The sequence below is a fragment of the Muriicola sp. Z0-33 genome, from assembly GCF_026126425.1.
Taxonomy (GTDB): domain Bacteria; phylum Bacteroidota; class Bacteroidia; order Flavobacteriales; family Flavobacteriaceae; genus JAFMPW01.
Genome location: NZ_JAFMPW010000002.1, coordinates 514,827 through 531,344 on the forward strand (window position 1 = coordinate 514,827; position 16,518 = coordinate 531,344).

General features: G+C 40.1%; 12 protein-coding genes. 1 reads left to right on the plus strand and 11 read right to left on the minus strand.

The window, feature by feature from the left end:
* Positions 1–33: 33 nt before the first annotated feature.
* The 11 genes from J1G40_RS05135 to J1G40_RS05185 form a co-directional block, all read right to left on the minus strand.
* Positions 34–1,671, minus strand: a complete 1,638-nt coding sequence (locus J1G40_RS05135; RefSeq protein ID WP_265241523.1) for a hypothetical protein — start codon at positions 1,669–1,671, stop codon at positions 34–36.
* 135 nt (positions 1,672–1,806) lie between these two features.
* Positions 1,807–2,478, minus strand: a complete 672-nt coding sequence (locus J1G40_RS05140; RefSeq protein ID WP_265241524.1) for a hypothetical protein — start codon at positions 2,476–2,478, stop codon at positions 1,807–1,809.
* Positions 2,479–2,557: 79 nt separating this feature from the next.
* A complete protein-coding gene (locus tag J1G40_RS05145; RefSeq protein WP_265241525.1) occupies positions 2,558–3,742 on the minus strand; it encodes an OmpA family protein in 1,185 nt (394 codons plus the stop codon).
* Between the two features lie 119 nt (positions 3,743–3,861).
* The gene (locus J1G40_RS05150) at positions 3,862–4,323 is read right to left on the minus strand and encodes a hypothetical protein (RefSeq protein ID WP_265241526.1); all 462 of its coding nucleotides are present in this window, start codon (positions 4,321–4,323) and stop codon (positions 3,862–3,864) included.
* Positions 4,324–4,330: 7 nt separating this feature from the next.
* Complete coding sequence (gene bshA / locus J1G40_RS05155; protein ID WP_265241527.1) at positions 4,331–5,473, minus strand: N-acetyl-alpha-D-glucosaminyl L-malate synthase BshA; 1,143 nt, start codon at positions 5,471–5,473, stop codon at positions 4,331–4,333.
* A 29-nt stretch (positions 5,474–5,502) separates the two neighbouring features.
* Positions 5,503–8,415, minus strand: a complete 2,913-nt coding sequence (locus tag J1G40_RS05160; protein WP_265241528.1) for a glycoside hydrolase family 3 N-terminal domain-containing protein — start codon at positions 8,413–8,415, stop codon at positions 5,503–5,505.
* A gap of 120 nt (positions 8,416–8,535) precedes the next feature.
* The gene (locus tag J1G40_RS05165) at positions 8,536–9,018 is read right to left on the minus strand and encodes an ABC transporter ATPase (RefSeq protein WP_265241529.1); all 483 of its coding nucleotides are present in this window, start codon (positions 9,016–9,018) and stop codon (positions 8,536–8,538) included.
* Positions 9,019–9,089: 71 nt separating this feature from the next.
* Complete coding sequence (locus tag J1G40_RS05170) at positions 9,090–9,878, minus strand: (Fe-S)-binding protein (protein WP_265241530.1); 789 nt, start codon at positions 9,876–9,878, stop codon at positions 9,090–9,092.
* An 11-nt stretch (positions 9,879–9,889) separates the two neighbouring features.
* On the minus strand, positions 9,890–11,215 hold the full coding sequence (locus J1G40_RS05175; RefSeq protein WP_265241531.1) for a (Fe-S)-binding protein: 1,326 nt from the start codon (positions 11,213–11,215) through the stop codon (positions 9,890–9,892).
* Positions 11,216–12,184 carry an MlaD family protein gene (locus J1G40_RS05180; protein ID WP_265241532.1) on the minus strand — a complete coding sequence of 323 codons (969 nt, stop codon included), beginning with the start codon at positions 12,182–12,184 and terminating at the stop codon, positions 11,216–11,218. It lies immediately after the preceding gene.
* 53 nt (positions 12,185–12,237) lie between these two features.
* Complete coding sequence (locus J1G40_RS05185; RefSeq protein ID WP_414855660.1) at positions 12,238–13,647, minus strand: N-acetylmuramoyl-L-alanine amidase; 1,410 nt, start codon at positions 13,645–13,647, stop codon at positions 12,238–12,240.
* A 153-nt stretch (positions 13,648–13,800) separates the two neighbouring features.
* On the opposite strand from J1G40_RS05185, the gene J1G40_RS05190 reads away from it, so the two are divergent.
* A complete protein-coding gene (locus J1G40_RS05190; RefSeq protein WP_265241533.1) occupies positions 13,801–16,512 on the plus strand; it encodes a putative LPS assembly protein LptD in 2,712 nt (903 codons plus the stop codon).
* Positions 16,513–16,518: the final 6 nt, after the last annotated feature.

A 16,518-nucleotide genomic window follows, 5' to 3' on the forward strand; every position in this document is an offset into this window, starting at 1 on the left:
AGAATAGCCATTTGCATTAAAATGGTTTTCTTACTACAAACGCTTAAAGGCCCCGTCAATAATATACATATCCTCAAGCTGATGCAGATGATGAGTGGCCTCTAGTCCTTTGACAAAATTTGGTTCAATTCCTATGATTTTCTCCTCCTGATAATTTTCCAGGGTTAATGTCTTAATTGCATTGAGGTTTAGTCCGTAACCATATACCCCATTAGAATTGTTTTGTGAAGGTCTGATAAGCTGATTTTTGTACTCGAATATAGATCCGGCATTCCTTCCTCCTCTTGAATCTATAATTACCGGATTCTGATGATGCGCTTCAATTTCTTTAAACCTTAGAGAATCTATTCTGTAGATATAGAGCTCGGACATATGATCATCATTAAAACCTTTATTCAGGAACAACCATTTATGTCCCTGTTGGTCTTTAAAATAGGTAGCGTCTGCGACTGATTCGCCTTCGAAGGCAGTAGAATAAAGCGTCCACTTATGAGGAAACTCAAGGCATTTATAAATCTCGAGTCGCTTATTTTGGTGGGCCTCAGGCATCATGTACAATTCCCCTTCTTCCTCGAAAATAAAAGGATAGGAAAGGTGATAATCAAGATCTAATACATCTATTACCTCCTTTATCTCTTTATTAACGATCTTCCCACAGGAAATTTTACCCCTGCGTTTTTTATAAGAGTAATTTTCAAAAAACACATAAGTTTCACCCTTGTGCTGGTATAGGAAAGGATCTGCCCAGAACTCTCCTTTGGGCAACTTAACAGGTTTTAACCGAAATAGGGTGGCATCAAATATAGAACCCTTCCCAATGAATAATGTCCAGCAACTATAACGTACCCCAAAAATGCGCATCAAACCTTCCTTTAAGGCATGACTGAATAATTTATAATAGAATTGCAATAAATAGCCAAACATTACCCTAAGGGTGGGTACCCGGTACAAGCGGTTATAGTAAATTGGTGATTTAGTTGGGTTAAACTCCCCCCTACCCAGCTTGTTCAGGTTTTTAAACAAGAGACGGACCGAATGCTCCAGAATTTTAGTATTGTTTTTGACGAAAGAAAAGCTGGTATTATAATGCGATTTCTCAATGACCAGACCTCCGTCTAACTCAGGGGTGAGTTTTTGCAAGGTAACACCCAGAACAGGTAGTTTTAATATTATTTCCCAGAACCCGGCTGGTTCTCCCCTGTGTATTGCATTATCTCCATGGTGAAAACTCCATATTCCATATCGAGAAGCATTTAGAATATCACCTCTGATAATATTGAATTCGTGTCGAAGTAAAACATCCAGGTCAAATTGCCGCACCTTATCAGCATCTTCTTTACTAAAGATATCCAAATACCCTTTGCGCAATGGGCTTAAATCAATGGTCGTTATTGTTTTAAGATACGCTACTACCTCCTCCCGATCTACAGTACGTTGCTCCCTGAAAATCCGTGATTCTATTTTCGATTGAAAAACAAACAGCAATTTGCCCAATAAATTTCCGGCCTTCCATGCTCGCTTAAATTTGCTCTTGGCCGTCTGGACTTCCGTCCTGCTATCTTTGATAAGGACAACAAGTTCCAGATCAGGGTTAGTCCTGATCTCATCAATTATTCTTAATTCCCAATTCCTTAAAGAATCAAACTCCCTTATTAATATTCCAATTCTCATTATACTGCTCAAATTTAGTAGCTCTGATATTTTCTAAAGATGAAATAATTTATCTGTAATTATAGCTATACCCATCTGCTAAAAATATGATCTTGACCTGCTTTAAAATTTGGTCTAAAGATACTGCGCTCAGTTTCAAAAAACGGGTTTTTGATATTGTTTAATATTATTAAGTTCTACTGAAATTTCCTGTAAGTCATCAGTCCTACTCAGCCTGCTTATAGTACTTACTGTATGCTGCTGGGTCCATTGAACTGTTGTGGTATAAAAGACTTTTGCAAAAGGCGGAACCAATTGTTTTTTCGGAAAAAAATTGAATAAAACAAGACCTATCGTTGTAAAAACCATTACAATTAGGGCTAAAATCGAAATCTTTAAGCGGTACCATTCTACTTTAGGAGGATTGCGCAGTGCTACAATAAATAAGAGTGTATAAAGTAATAAGAACCACAAATTGCTATCCAGGCTTAATTCAATCGAAGCACCAATGTCTTCATATTTAGTATTTAAGAAATTGAGCAAACTGCTCATTGTGAGGGGCTCCTTTAGCACTATCCAGTGACCAATTTCAAGCATCCCCGTAATAAAATAAAATATGGCTGCAATGTTATAAATTACCCTTCTTCGGAAAATGTAGTAGGGAAAGGTAAAGGGAAGCATCCATACAAGATTAACTAAGAAAGTAATGGGCTGTACCAGTTCCTGGTCAATTATCATTCCTATAATCAATGGCAGCATTACCAGAAGTATTAAATATCTGGGAAATAGAAATGTAAACAAATCACGTCTATCTCTTTGCTGCCACATAGGAAATTGCTATTTATACATCCCCATTACTGCCCCTAAAACTCTTTGATGATCTTGTCTTTGAACTTTAAGCTGATTATTAGTACTTAATCAGACTAAATTCGGACCTTCTATTGGATCTATGCTCTTTTTCACTACATCTCACACCATCTTTACAGTGATTGGTAAGATGTTCTTCTCCCTGCCCTATTGCGGAAAGTCTTTCGGCTTTAACACCTTTGGCAACTAAGTATTTAATAGTACTGTTAGCCCTACGGCCAGACAACCATTTGTTATACTCATCTGTTCCTCTTGAATCTGTATGCGATCCAATTTCAATATGTACGTTAGGATGAGTTGCTAAGAAACTTACCATATTATCCAAAACGGCTTTCGAATCTTTGTTAAGGTAAGACGAGTTTAGCGCAAAATACACCTTTCCTATATCCTCTATTGCATCTTCAAGTGCCCTAATTCTGTTCTTTTCCGCATCCAGGCGCGCCTTTTCTGCTGCGGCTAACCTATCAGCCTCTTTTTTCCTTAACTCCTCTTCAAGGGCCAGTTTTTCCTTCTCTCGTTGCTCAGCAAGCTGGATAGAATCTGAAACTCGAAGCATTTCATTTTCCAATTCCTTCATTAAAGCCAGTTTTGTGGCTCCTTTCTTGGTAAGTGCCTTTTCAACACCAAACCTATAAACCACGGCTGCCGAGTGCTGCAACTGTTTCGTGGAGTTTTCTTTTAGTCCCCATTTCCCCATGGTATTTAGATTTACACCCCATGTATCACTAAACCAGGTATTGAAACCAAAACCGGTGTTGAACGTCATTCTTCCTAAACCACCGATGGAAGAATATCCTCCTCCAGCATGTATATAAGGATCAAACCAGGCTGTTTCACCCACAATTTTGTTTAGATCATAACTAACCTTACCATCAAAAGCGAAATATTCTCTTAAATTGTCATTTACCTGACCATCAACCACTTTTCCCACTTTATAGCGGTTATATGTACCAATGGCTTCTACCCCTAATCCGTTGCTAAAGAACTTGCCTAAGCTTAAACGACTGGGATAAGGGACCATATTCCAGGTTTCCTCTATTCTTAAAAAATCTGAACCAAAAGGCGTTGCGGAGTCATCTACTATATTGACACCCACACCCAGTACCCATGAACCGGTTACCGTACTATCTTTTGGAGTTAAACAGTCCTCACAGCCTTCCTGAGCAATAGAAGTTCCTGCCCAGAGGAATAGCACAAAGCTTAAAATTACATTGTAAGTTTTCATATGAATAAGATTTAGGAGTATTCTGAATGTAAAATTATAGCGAAAGGTTATTTACTTAAAAAAAAGGGTTCTAAGTGCAGTAATATTCGATAGGAACCCTAAAAAATGGAAAATTGCTGTTAATTTGGACTTTCAAGTACAACCTCCTTATCGGTGATTGGCATAGTATACAGGCTAAATGGTAAGAGTAATGCCGTAGGTGAATTTTCCTGGATAGCATTTTCTTTTTTTATCCCCAAAACGAGTCTGTTTTCGGACTCACTTACTTTAAAAAGTCCCGGGATATTGCTGTTTGTGGTCTTACCACTACAATAAATAACTACCAACTGTTTGCTAAAATCTATTTCGGGAACAGGAAGCCCTGGTTTACGGGTTTTATTTATTTCCAGGAAGAATTGTTTCAACCTTTTACTGTTCCTGATTATCTCTACTTCTTCAAGGTCTGTTCCTCCATAATTATCAGATAGAACCAGGTTTAAATCTTCCGAAACAGTTGGGGTATTTGTATTGGTATTCGCAGTATTTTTATGTCCTTTACAACCTAAAGTAATTATTAATATTAACACGGTTAAATATCTCATTAATAATCTAATAACTACTTTTTAAATTAGACTTATGTGCTCGTTCATACATGCTTTCATATAACGGCAATATATTAGTGATATCAAATTCTGAAGCTACTTTGTATGCATTCTCTTTAAATTGCAATAAAGTGCTATCGTCTTTCAGGATCTTAAGGGAATTTTTAACCATATCGTCTATGTCTCCAACGTTACTCAAAAATCCCGTGATTCCGTGTTTGTTCACCTCTGGGATACCTCCTGTATTACTAGATATCACAGCCACTTTGTTCATCATTGCTTCCAACGCAGCCAATCCAAAACTTTCGGTCTCTGAAGGCAGTAAGAAAAGGTCTGAAAAACATAGAATCCTGTCTATTTCATTACTATTGCCAAGAAAAATAACTTTATCCTGTATGTTGAGTTTGTCGCAGAGCACTTCTGCTTTCTCCTTTTCGGGCCCCTCTCCCACCATTACTAATTTTGCCGGAATTTGCTGCTGAATTCCATGGAAAATACGAATAACATCAAGAATGCGTTTAACCTTCCTGAAATTACTAATATGAGTTATAATACGCTCATTATCTTCGGCCATTAAAGATCGCTGGCAGTCCGTAAATTCAGTATTACACTTTTTCTTATCTATAAAATTCGGGATGACCTCTATATCTCTCTTGATATCAAATAATTGGAGGGTCTGGCTTTTTAGGTTTTCGGAAACGGAAGTGACAACATCAGATTTATTAATACTGAATGTCACCGCAGGTTTGTATTCCGGATGATTTCCCACAAGTGTGATATCTGTTCCGTGAAGGGTGGTGATCATAGGGATATAAATACCTTCTTCCTCCAGTATTTTTTTAGCCATATACCCTGCATAGGCATGTGGTATCGCATAATGTACATGCAGCAATTCAATATCGAAGTGCTTAACAGTATCCACTAACTTACTAGATAATGCCAGCTCATATGGTTGATAATGAAAGAGCGGATATTCCGGAACATGTACCTCGTGAAAGTGAATATCATTGCCTAATAGTTCTAACCTTACCGGTTGTTTATAGGTAATAAAGTGTACCTCATGGCCCCTATTAGCAAGGGCTATTCCCAATTCCGTTGCAACAACACCACTACCCCCAAAAGTGGGGTAACATACTATAGCTATCTTCATAGTCACAAAATTACCATTAAATTATACACCTAATTGATAAGAGAATCATAAATCGCCTGTTGAATTCGGGTTCTTAAACCAGATTTCACCAGTAGTCTGTTTGTAGCCGAGGGGTAGGTTCTGTTAGAAAGAAAAACATACACCAGTTCTTCTTCCGGATCCGCCCAGGTATATGTGCCGGTAAAGCCGCTGTGCCCGAAACTCTTCCTGGAAACACAGCCACAGGTTGGCCCCTTGTCTTTTAATTGTGGTTTATCAAAACCAACACCCCGCCTTACTTCCTTATGACAGAAATAACATTTGTTAAATTTTTCTACCGTCCTGTCGTGTAAAAAACGCTCCCCTCCATAAAATCCGCCTTGCAGGTACATCTGCATTATCTTAGCCACATCATTGGCATTGCTGAACAAGCCCGCATGGCCTCCTACTCCCCCTTGCATGGCAGCACCCATATCATGTACATAACCCTGTATGGTTTGATATCTGTAGTAGTTATCAACCTCTGTGGGAACAATTTTGTTTACAGGAAACTTCTCTAAGGGGTTATAAGTAGTAGAGGTAGCACCCAGGCGTTTAAACAAAAAATCATCAACCAGCTGGTCTAAACGCAAATCATAAGTATCCTCTATATACTTCTTTAATACATAATAGGCTACATCGCTGTAACGATATCTATTCGACTTCAATTCTTGTCTTCCTATTCTATTATAGATAGAATCGTTATAAGCATCATGGAGATACATTTTATCTGTAACCTTTATAGAATAACCGTCCGAAGCGTTAGATCGATAGAATTCAGCTGAAGGTTTTCTCTTTTTATTGAGCGTGTCAATATAAAAAGCAATCCAGGCCGGTAACCTGCCGTAATGACTCAGTGCCTTCAGGACAGTGACATTTTTGAGTTCTGAATCGGCAAATGAGGGAATCAATTCCTGAAAAGTGGAATTCAAGGCTATTTTACCCTCTTCTTCCATTTTCATGATAGTGGGCAAAGTTGCTAAAATCTTGGTCAGGGAGGCCAGATCATATAAGTGATTAACGCCTATTGGTTCTTCAGAATCATAGGTCGGCTTCCCAAAACCCTTATTATATATTATTTTACCTCTTCTCGCCACAAGTACCTGAGCACCCGGATACATCAGAGAATCCAGGCCATCGTTGACCAGTTTATCCACTTCGGCCAATTTATCCGAACTTATTCCCACACGTTCAGGGATACCATAACCCAGCCGCATTAATGACGGAATAGCAATTCCGCTATTTACCGGAAATTCGGCATGTGCAGTCACCGGCAGTTTCCCTAAGGCCGGGAGTGCTCCGAATAACAGCTGCGCTGTAATCTGCTGAGCAATCTGACTATTTTGATAGGACACTACTACCCCGTCAATATTATCGAAATTAGCCACATCCAGAAGAGCGTAGGGTCTTGTGAATACGTTGAGTACCACATTAGAGGTTCTTGCCCTGGCTATTTCCTGAAGCCAGAAAAGTTCTTTCTCGGTAAATTTGTAGGACTTCCATGGGCTCTCATTGCTTTTGTGCAGCCCAATAAGTATAAGGTTATAATCGGACAGTTGCTGTTTCAGACTTGCTATATCCTTGCCACTTACCATAGAGACATCTGCATATTTTCTCAGGGTATTCAAAAAAGGCTGATGATCTGCATCTCCAAATTTCACATAGGCTATTTTTTTGTTTTCCAGTTTTTTTATCCCAACCAGATTCACCTTATTTTTTACCACGGTAATGGCACTTTCCATGGCCTGCTCATAGATCAGCTGATCTTCTGTAGTGTTGAGATCATCTAAGAGGCCATCGAGGGGCACGGGCTTAAATTTGTTAAGGCCAGCCTTATATTTGGCCATTAGTATTTTTTTTACCGATCGCTCAAGACGATTTTCAGTAACCTTGCCCTGCGTATATGCCTGAAGAAGGGACGCCCTTGCCTTCTCAAGGTTTTTAGGCATTAAAAGAATGTCATTCCCAGCAAGGAATGCGTCAAGTGCCGTATTACCCTCTTCGCTATAACTGGTTACTCCGCTCATATTTAAGGCATCTGTAAATACCAGTCCCTGAAATTGTAACTCATCCTGGAGTAATCCTGATACAATCTCTTCAGATAAAGAAGACGGTTTCTCTTTTGTTGGTTCCAGAGCAGGAACCTCTAAATGCGCTATCATTACACTACTGAGGCCCGCTTTCATTAGTTTTTTAAAAGGATACAGTTCAACGCTGTCCAGTCTTTGACGTGGAAATGTAATTGCGGGTAAAGACTTATGGGAATCTACTTCCGTATCTCCATGGCCAGGAAAATGTTTCCCGGTTGATAATATTCCTGCCCGGGCCATACCCTTAATAAAAGCAATCCCCTTCTCTGCTACATTCTCTCTATCCTCACCAAAAGATCGGTTTCCAATTATCGGATTCCTGGGATTTGTATTTATATCAATGTCCGGGGCAAAATTAATATGCACTCCCAGTCGCTTCGCATGCGTCCCGATGCGATACCCTACTTTCTCTATCAGAGTACTGTCTTTAATGGCCCCCAGGGTCATATTCCAGGGAAAAGCATAGGTAGAATCCAAACGCATTGCCAGACCCCATTCTGCATCCATACCAATTAGCAAAGGAATCTCGGAGACCTCCTGGTACTCATTGGTCAACTTCGCCTGGTTTAATGGCCCCCCTCTGGAAAATATGATTCCTCCCAGGTCATAATTTTCTATCTGGGCCTTTATTCTATCCGTATTGATCTTTCTATCATTGGAAGCAACCATTACCATGAACAGCTGTCCTATCTTTTGCTCAGGGCTCATGGCCTCATAAGCAGTATCTACCCATTTTTGTTGTGAAAGGCTGTCAGTGGTCATTAAAGGATGTGATTGTCCCCTAACCCATAAAAAAGTGAAGCAAAATATGTAAAGCAGCAGGCAATTCCGCATAAATAGATTAATCTAAGGTACTAACTAAAAACAGAAAAAAATATTGTATTTCATCGAATATTGCAATGGCAGTGGGGATTGTGTGCTTCTCACAAGACGAATCTTTTACACTATATTGGATTACATAAATCTGGCATGCCAGCTCTCTGATGCAGGTACTTCCCAATGACTTAAATATTCCCCTTTATTAACCACCAAATGATTAAAAACGACAGTGTTTTTTGATACCGCCTTGTTTTTCGCCATTTTTTTAAAATCTGACAGGGGTTTATAAGCAATGTATTCACCTTGCTTGTATGAAACATTCATTTTATCTAATAGATCAACATTAAATTTCCGTTCCAATTGTTGTATAAAATGAACAGAAGCATCTATAGAACAACCCGTAGCAGCTGCTGAATGCTGATCTAATGCCAAAATGATAAATCTATTATACCTTATTTCAAAACCAGCTTTTAAATCTGCTCCATGGGCCGTCCAATCTGCTATAAAAGCATTTAATAGCTCTGTAATTTCAGCCAGTTCCGCATCAGTAAAACTCCTGTTGGCCTGGTAGATCCAAATTCTTGAGGTTTCGGGTAATGTATTAAAAGGGACTAGCATTTATTTGTATTGAAAATTGTAAAGTGAAATTAATACTATATCACTTAGGATCTTCTATTTTTAACTTTTACTTAAAGGTCCTCTGCATTGGCAATGAGCTCCGCTATATCCATTACACCAACCGTGGTTTCCTTTTCCTTGTTCTTTACCCCATCGGTCATCATTGTATTGCAGAAAGGGCATGCGGCAGCAATTATATCCGGTTGCGTTTCCATGGCCTGTTCAGTTCGTTCTATATTCACATCCTTGTCGCCCTTTTCAGGTTCTTTGAACATTTGAGCCCCACCGGCACCACAACAGAGTCCTTTTTTCCTGCAATTCTTCATTTCAACCAATTCGGCATCCAACTTCCGAATTAACTCCCTTGGGGCTTCGTAAATGTTATTTGCCCTGCCGAGGTAACAGGGGTCGTGATAGGTAATTCGTTTTCCTTTGAATTGTCCCCCTTCGAGACTCATTCTCTTCTCATCGAGCAATTGCTTTAAAAATTGAGTGTGGTGCACTACTTCATAATCACCGCCCAATCCCGGATATTCGTTCTTAAGAGTATTAAAACAATGTGGACAAGCCGTTACCACCTTTTTAACTCCATATGCATTTAATACTTCAATATTTGTTAAGGCCTGCATTTGGAACAGAAATTCGTTCCCAGCCCGTTTTGCAGGATCTCCCGAGCAACTTTCCTCTGTCCCCAATACGGCAAAGCTCACCTCGGCCTTATTCAATATCCTTACAAAAGCCTTGGTGATTTTCTTGGCCCGGTCATCAAAACTGCCAGCACATCCAACCCAGAATAGCACTTCTGGTTGTTTTCCTTCTGCAAATAATTGAGCCATCGTCGGCACTTTTAATTCACTCATGGCATATTAGATTAAGATTCATCCACCCAGTTTATTCTATCCATTTGGTTAAAGGGCCAGGGGGCACCATTATTTTCTATGTTAGACATCATATTATTCAATTCTGAGGGTGCTGCTGATTGCTCCATAACCAAATACTGACGCATATCCATTATGATGGATAATGGATCTATACTAACCGGACAGGCTTCAACACAGGCATTACAGGAAGTACAGGCCCAAAGTTCTTCTCGGGAAATATAATTATCCAATAATTGCTTTCCGTCATCGACATATGTGCCTTTGTTCTTTTCCAAGTTCTTCCCCACTTCCTCTAACCGGTCTCTGGTATCCATCATGATTTTTCGGGGAGATAATTTCTTTCCGGTCTGATTGGCAGGACATTCACTGGTACAACGCCCGCATTCCGTGCAGGTATATGCGTTTAATAATTGTGTCCATTTCAGGTCCATAACATCAGAAGCGCCAAACTTGTCAGGAACTGCAGCATCTGCGGCAGGAGCCGCAAAGGGATCTACCGATGGATCCATCATTAACTTTACCTCTTTTGTAACCGATTCCAAATTTCCAAATTGTCCTTTTGGAGTAAGTTTACCGTAATAGGTATTGGGGAATGCCAGCAGAATGTGCAAATGCTTTGAATAGTAGAGATAATTCAGAAACATTAGAATCCCCAAAATATGTAACCACCATGCTGTACGTTCTAACATTATGAGCGCACCGCTATCCAAGCCTTCTAATAAAGGTAATAAGAACTGACTAACGGGGAAAAAACCTGCCTGGGTATAATGCGCCGCTCCTAATTGCTGCAACTGATAATCAGAGGCATTCATCGTAAGGAATAAAAGCATTAATACCACCTCAATATATAAGATCAGATTTCCATCTTTTTTTGGCCATCCAGCCATCTCTGGCTTAATAAAGCGCTGTAGCCTGATTACATTCCTTCTTAACCAAAATACCACCACGGCTACAATCACCAATAGCGCTAAAACCTCAAAGGCGCCAATTAACACGTCATATATTATACCAAGAGGAGCAAATATCCTGTGGGTGCCTAAAAGTCCGTCAATAATGATCTCCAGAACCTCTATATTGATAATGATAAAGCCGAGGTAAACAACTATATGCATAAGACCGGCAATGGGCCTGACAACCATTTTACTTTGTCCAAGGGCTATCCTTGCCATATTTTTCCATCGCTGTCCTTTGTTATCTGATACCTCAGCCGCACGCCCTAGTTTTATATTTCTTCTGAGGCGGTTAATATTCCTGGCGAAGAATCCGATGCCCAGAAATAGTATTATCGCGAAAAGGATATTGGGGAGATATTCCATTTATTGCTTATCGATATTTTCAGCCGGGTCTTTTTCGGGAAGAGTATAATCTTTCTGTTTCTTGCCAAAAACCGAAACATTCACATATCGCTTTGGGTTTAACCTGAAGTCCTGTAATAAAAGATCTAACTCCCTGGAGGCATTAGAAAGGTTATTGTACAACTCCTCATTTTTCATCAATTTACCCAATGATCCTTCTCCGCTTTCCATCTTGGCCAGCATAGTGTTCAAATTGGTAATAGTCGCTTCCAAATTTCTCATGGTCTTGGTAAGGCCAACCTTTGAAATAGAATCAGAAAGGCTGGAAAAGTTACCGGTGATATTATTGATATTGCGAATAGAACTGTCTAACTGGCTTTTATTATTTTCTAATAACTGGTTCAAAGTATTGGCGCTTTGCTCAAAACTGCTGACCATTCTGTTAAGGCCTTTTATGCTTTCCCTCAGGTTGTATTTGGTATCGTCATCCAATACCTCGTTAAAGTTTACCAAAAGAGAATCCGCATTAGATACCGCACCTTCTACCTTGAGTTGCAAAGGTGTTAGTCTTTGTTGCACAAGTTCTGTTAGTCCGGGTTTAGTATCTGTGGCTAGAGTATCCCCTGATTTTGCCAAAGGGGCATTATCAAAAACCGGTTTTATCTGAATTCCTTTACCGCCTATTATTCCGGTATCGTATAATTCTGCCTTGCTGTTTCTTGAAAAATCGAATTCATTATTCACCGAAAAGGTGACCAGTAAGTTTCCCGAATTGTCATTAAACTCGATGTTGTTGACCGTACCTACACTAAAACCATTGATAGATACCTGGGTTCCTGTCTGAAGCCCACCTACATGACTATAAACTGCATAGAAGGTTTTACTGGTATCAAATAGTGGTGTTGATTTAAGAAAGCTGAAGCCTAAAATAAAAAGGAGAATACCGCCAATTACAATAATCCCTGTCTTAATTTCCCTGGATAGTTTCAAAAAGATTCTTTTTGGGTTCCTAACAAAATTAGAAATAATTTTTAGAAGACCGGCTATTGATCCTTCAGGTATTTCACCGCCTCAGGTACAGGAATGCGCTCACCTTCCTTATATGCTACAATATAGGCAGTTGTATAGCCTTTTAAAGCAGCATTTTTTTGCAATAATTCTGCTTGCTTATACAACCTGACGTTCCCATAAAGATACCTAAACAGATTTTTATACGGTTCTTTTGAGAGTTGATTCAAACCTTTAAAATCCTCAGATCGCAAAGGCAAATCCTTTGAACTTGCCAGGAGCTGCACTTTAAAGACAATATCAACAGCAGGTTTTTTAGCTTCGGCAACCGCAGTCTTTGGCTCCGGTTTCTCAGCATTTGGCACCGTTTTCTTAGGCGGTTCTACAATTTTGGGAGGTTCCTTTTTTTCGGGAATTGCCTTTACCACCTCTTCTTTAACCTCGGGTGGAGTTGTGTCTTTAGCCTCTGATTCGGCCTTTTCTGTAATTGGCGCCTCCTCTACTGGTTGAGCGGTTTTAATTTCTTTTTCTATTGCTACTATGTCTTTCTTATCTGAAGTTTGAGAGGCTTTAGCTTCCTCTTCGGAAGGCTCGGTATTGTCCGGTATCTCAGCAATTTCTTCTACTTTCTTAGCTTCTGGAGCAGGAGGTTCCGGTGTTGAAATAACCGAAGGCTGCACTACCCCACCCCGAACAGAGTTTTTGTAGTTTACGACTGCCTCAGCAATGGCTTTCCCCATTTCTGATTGCCCCTTTCTTGAGTTTAAATATCCCCCCTCGTTTTTATTGGTTAAGAATCCGGTCTCTATTAAAACACTGGGCATAAAAGTCTGGTGTAAAACAATGAAGCCGGCTTGTTTAACTTTTCTGTCATTCCTTTTGAGTTTATTTGAAAAGTTATCCTGCATCATTTTTGCCAGCATAATGCTCTGGTCCAAAAACTCTTCCTGCATAATAGTCAGGCCAATTATAGATTCAGGAGAATTAATATCATACTGCGCATATCGGGTCTCATAATTATCTTCCAGATAAATGGCGGAGTTCTCTTTTTTAGCTATCTCAAAATTTTGTTTGTTTGCATGAAGGCCAAGAACAAAGGTCCCGGCCCCATTAGCATCAGACGAATGTGAGTCGCAATGTACAGATACAAAGAGGTCAGCGTTGGCCTTATTTGCTATTTCCCCTCTAACATACAAGTCAACAAAAGAATCGTCCTTTCTGGTGTATATTACTTTGATTCCGGGTTGGGCCTGCAGTGCCTGCCCCACTTCCAATACAATTTTCAGGGCGATATTCTTTTCCAGATAACCGTTTCCAAGGTTCCCCGGATCATGTCCGCCATGACCGGCATCCAGAACAACAATAAAGTCATTTACCTCCGGGGAAGAATCGACCGCAGTCGTAAATGAAGTCAGCACCCCTGAAAAGACTAAAAACAGAATCAATAAAAACCTCTTTAATTGCATATCAGATAGTATCTTCTTAAGCGTTTGTGTTGGTTAAATTTATGGTAATGTGCTATAAACAGAACAAAAAATATATGTAAGTTTGATCTCCAAAGATCAAGCCAAATCGTTACAAAAATAGGATTTATAGCATTGCAAGCAAACAAACATCCTCTACTTTTACTGTGGCTACTCCTGTTTGGCACCGTTTCTCTCATTGCTCAGGAGGATAAGATTGAACCTCTTCCTATTGCGGCCATAAAGGATTCTATTTCAGCACCTCTTTTTGAACCTCCGATAGCTCAGGATTCTTTGAGTGCCGACTCTACAAGGATTGACTCTATAAATACACAGCAACAATTACTTACTGATAAGATCAAATATAAAGCCAAGGATTATGTCCGAATGAATCAAAAAGAGCAAAAGATTTATTTGTATGATGAGGCCGAAATATACTATCAGGATACGGAGTTAAAAGCCGGGATTATCATAATGGACTATGTTAAAAATGAGGTGTATGCCGGCAGAATCCGGGATTCTCTCGGAAATTATAGCCAGCATCCTTATTTTAAGCAAGGAGATCAGGTGGTTATTCCTGATTCTATCCGATTTAATTTTGATACCCAAAAAGCACTTATTTGGAATTCGAGAACCGAACAACAGGCGGGATTCGGGCAATTAGGTAGTGATGCTATGAAAGTCTATGCCGAACTGACCAAAAAAGAAAACGATTCTGTGTATTTCCTGAGTGAAGGGAAACTGACTACCTCAAAGGATACGGTTAACCCGGATTATTACATCCGAATCAGAAAAGCAAAATTTGTTCCCAAAAAAAAGGTGATTGCCGGATACAGCAACCTCTATATAGTAGACGTTCCAACACCCATTGCCCTGCCTTTTGCCTACTTTCCTTTAACCGTAGGCCGTACCGCAGGTATAATGATGCCTACTTTTGGTAACGATCCCAACCGAGGATATTTTCTTCAGGGAGGGGGGTATTACCTGCCTATTAACGACTATGTGGATCTTACGCTCACGGGAGACCTGTATACCAATGGCAGCTACGGATTCAGGGCCCAATCTGTTTATGCAAAACGGTATAAGTACCGGGGTAATTTCAATTTCAGGTTTGAGAATCAGGTCACCAGCCAAAAAGGTTTTGACGACTATAGCCGGGGAACCATTTACAATGTTCAGATTTCTCATTCTCAGGATCAAAAAGCCAATCCTAATTCGCGTTTGTCGGCCTCTGTAAACCTTGGAAGCAGTTCGTATTACAGGAATTCGTTGTTACAACAAAATTTACCCAATACCCAGGTCAATAACTTGTCGTCCTCTATCTCCTATTCAAAAACCTTTCCTGCATATCCCTCGGTTAATTTAAGCCTGACCGCCACTCATAATCAGAATACAAACACCAATGTAGTTGATGTTACGCTGCCTACGCTGCAGGCAAGTATGGAGCGTATTTTTCCATTTGCCAAGCGAGAAGGGCTAAAAAAAGGAATATTGCAAAACATTAATTTTCAATACGATGTTAATGCCCGGAACAGTATCCGGACCAATGATGAAGATTTCCTTACTGCTAAAATGTTCGATGATGCCAAAGTGGGTGCCAGGCATCGTATCCCGATAAGTACCAACTTTAAAGTAGCCAAGCACTTTAGTTTAAGCGTCGGGGGATCTTATGAAGATGTATGGACGCTTCAAACTTTTAACCAGCGGTTTGATCCGGACACTCAAACAGTAGTAACAGACACCATTAGTGGTTTTGATCGCTATAATCAATACAGTTTTAGCGCCAGTCTTGGTACCACGGTTTATGGAACATTTAATTTTGGAGAAGACAAAAAAATACAGGCCATCCGGCATATCGTAAGGCCTACAGTAAGCTGGGGATACGCCCCCTCATTTGAGCAGCATTACGATGAATTCCTCAACGAGGCTACGGGTCAAATGGTAGAGTACAGCAGGTTTCAGAATACGCTTTACGGGGCGCCGAGATTGGGTAAATCTAACTCACTAAGCTTTTCCCTGGCGAACACACTTGAAGCTAAAGTGAGAGACAAAGACTCGACAGCCATTGAGCCCAAGAAAATTATGTTACTCAACAGTTTAAACTTTTCTACCGGTTATAATTTCGAAGCAGACTCCCTTAAGCTAAATCCGGTAAGCGTAACCGGTGGTACTAATATCCTGAATAGTAAAATGTCTATCAATTTTGGCGCCAGTCTTGACCCCTATGCCATAGATAATAATGGTACACGGATTAACACCTTGAACATTAACAACGGGGGGAGTTTGTTCAGGCTTACCTCGGCAAGGGCCAATGTCAGTTACTCTATCAGCAGTGCTGATTTTAACAAGAGGGAAGAACGGGAAGAGGAAGAAGAGGACGACCCCTATAGTGGGTCTAACTATGTAGCGGCAAGTGGGGGGCGTACCGATGAGATGTTTGGACGGGCCAATGACCTGAACAGGACCAGTTTTGACGACAGGGACGAATCGGATGTGGAAAATCCGGCCTATGGCACTAAAATTCCATGGGATCTGCGATTACAATATGCAGTTGGGTACAGCAATAGCCGAAGGCAAAACGAAATCGGCAATCATTCTCTCATGTTTTCAGGGAATATCAGTCTCTCACCAAGGTGGGAAGTGGGTGTCTCTTCGGGTTACGACATTAAACGAAAAGGATTTACAGTGACACAGTTGCGCTTTGCGCGGGATTTAAAAAGTTTTAAAATGAATTTCAGCTGGACACCCTTCGGTACGTATGAACGCTGGAATTTCTTTATTGGAATTAAGAGTTCCATACTTGAAGATCTGAAATGGGAAAACAGGAGTCAGCCCCCTATTCGATAGTAAGCA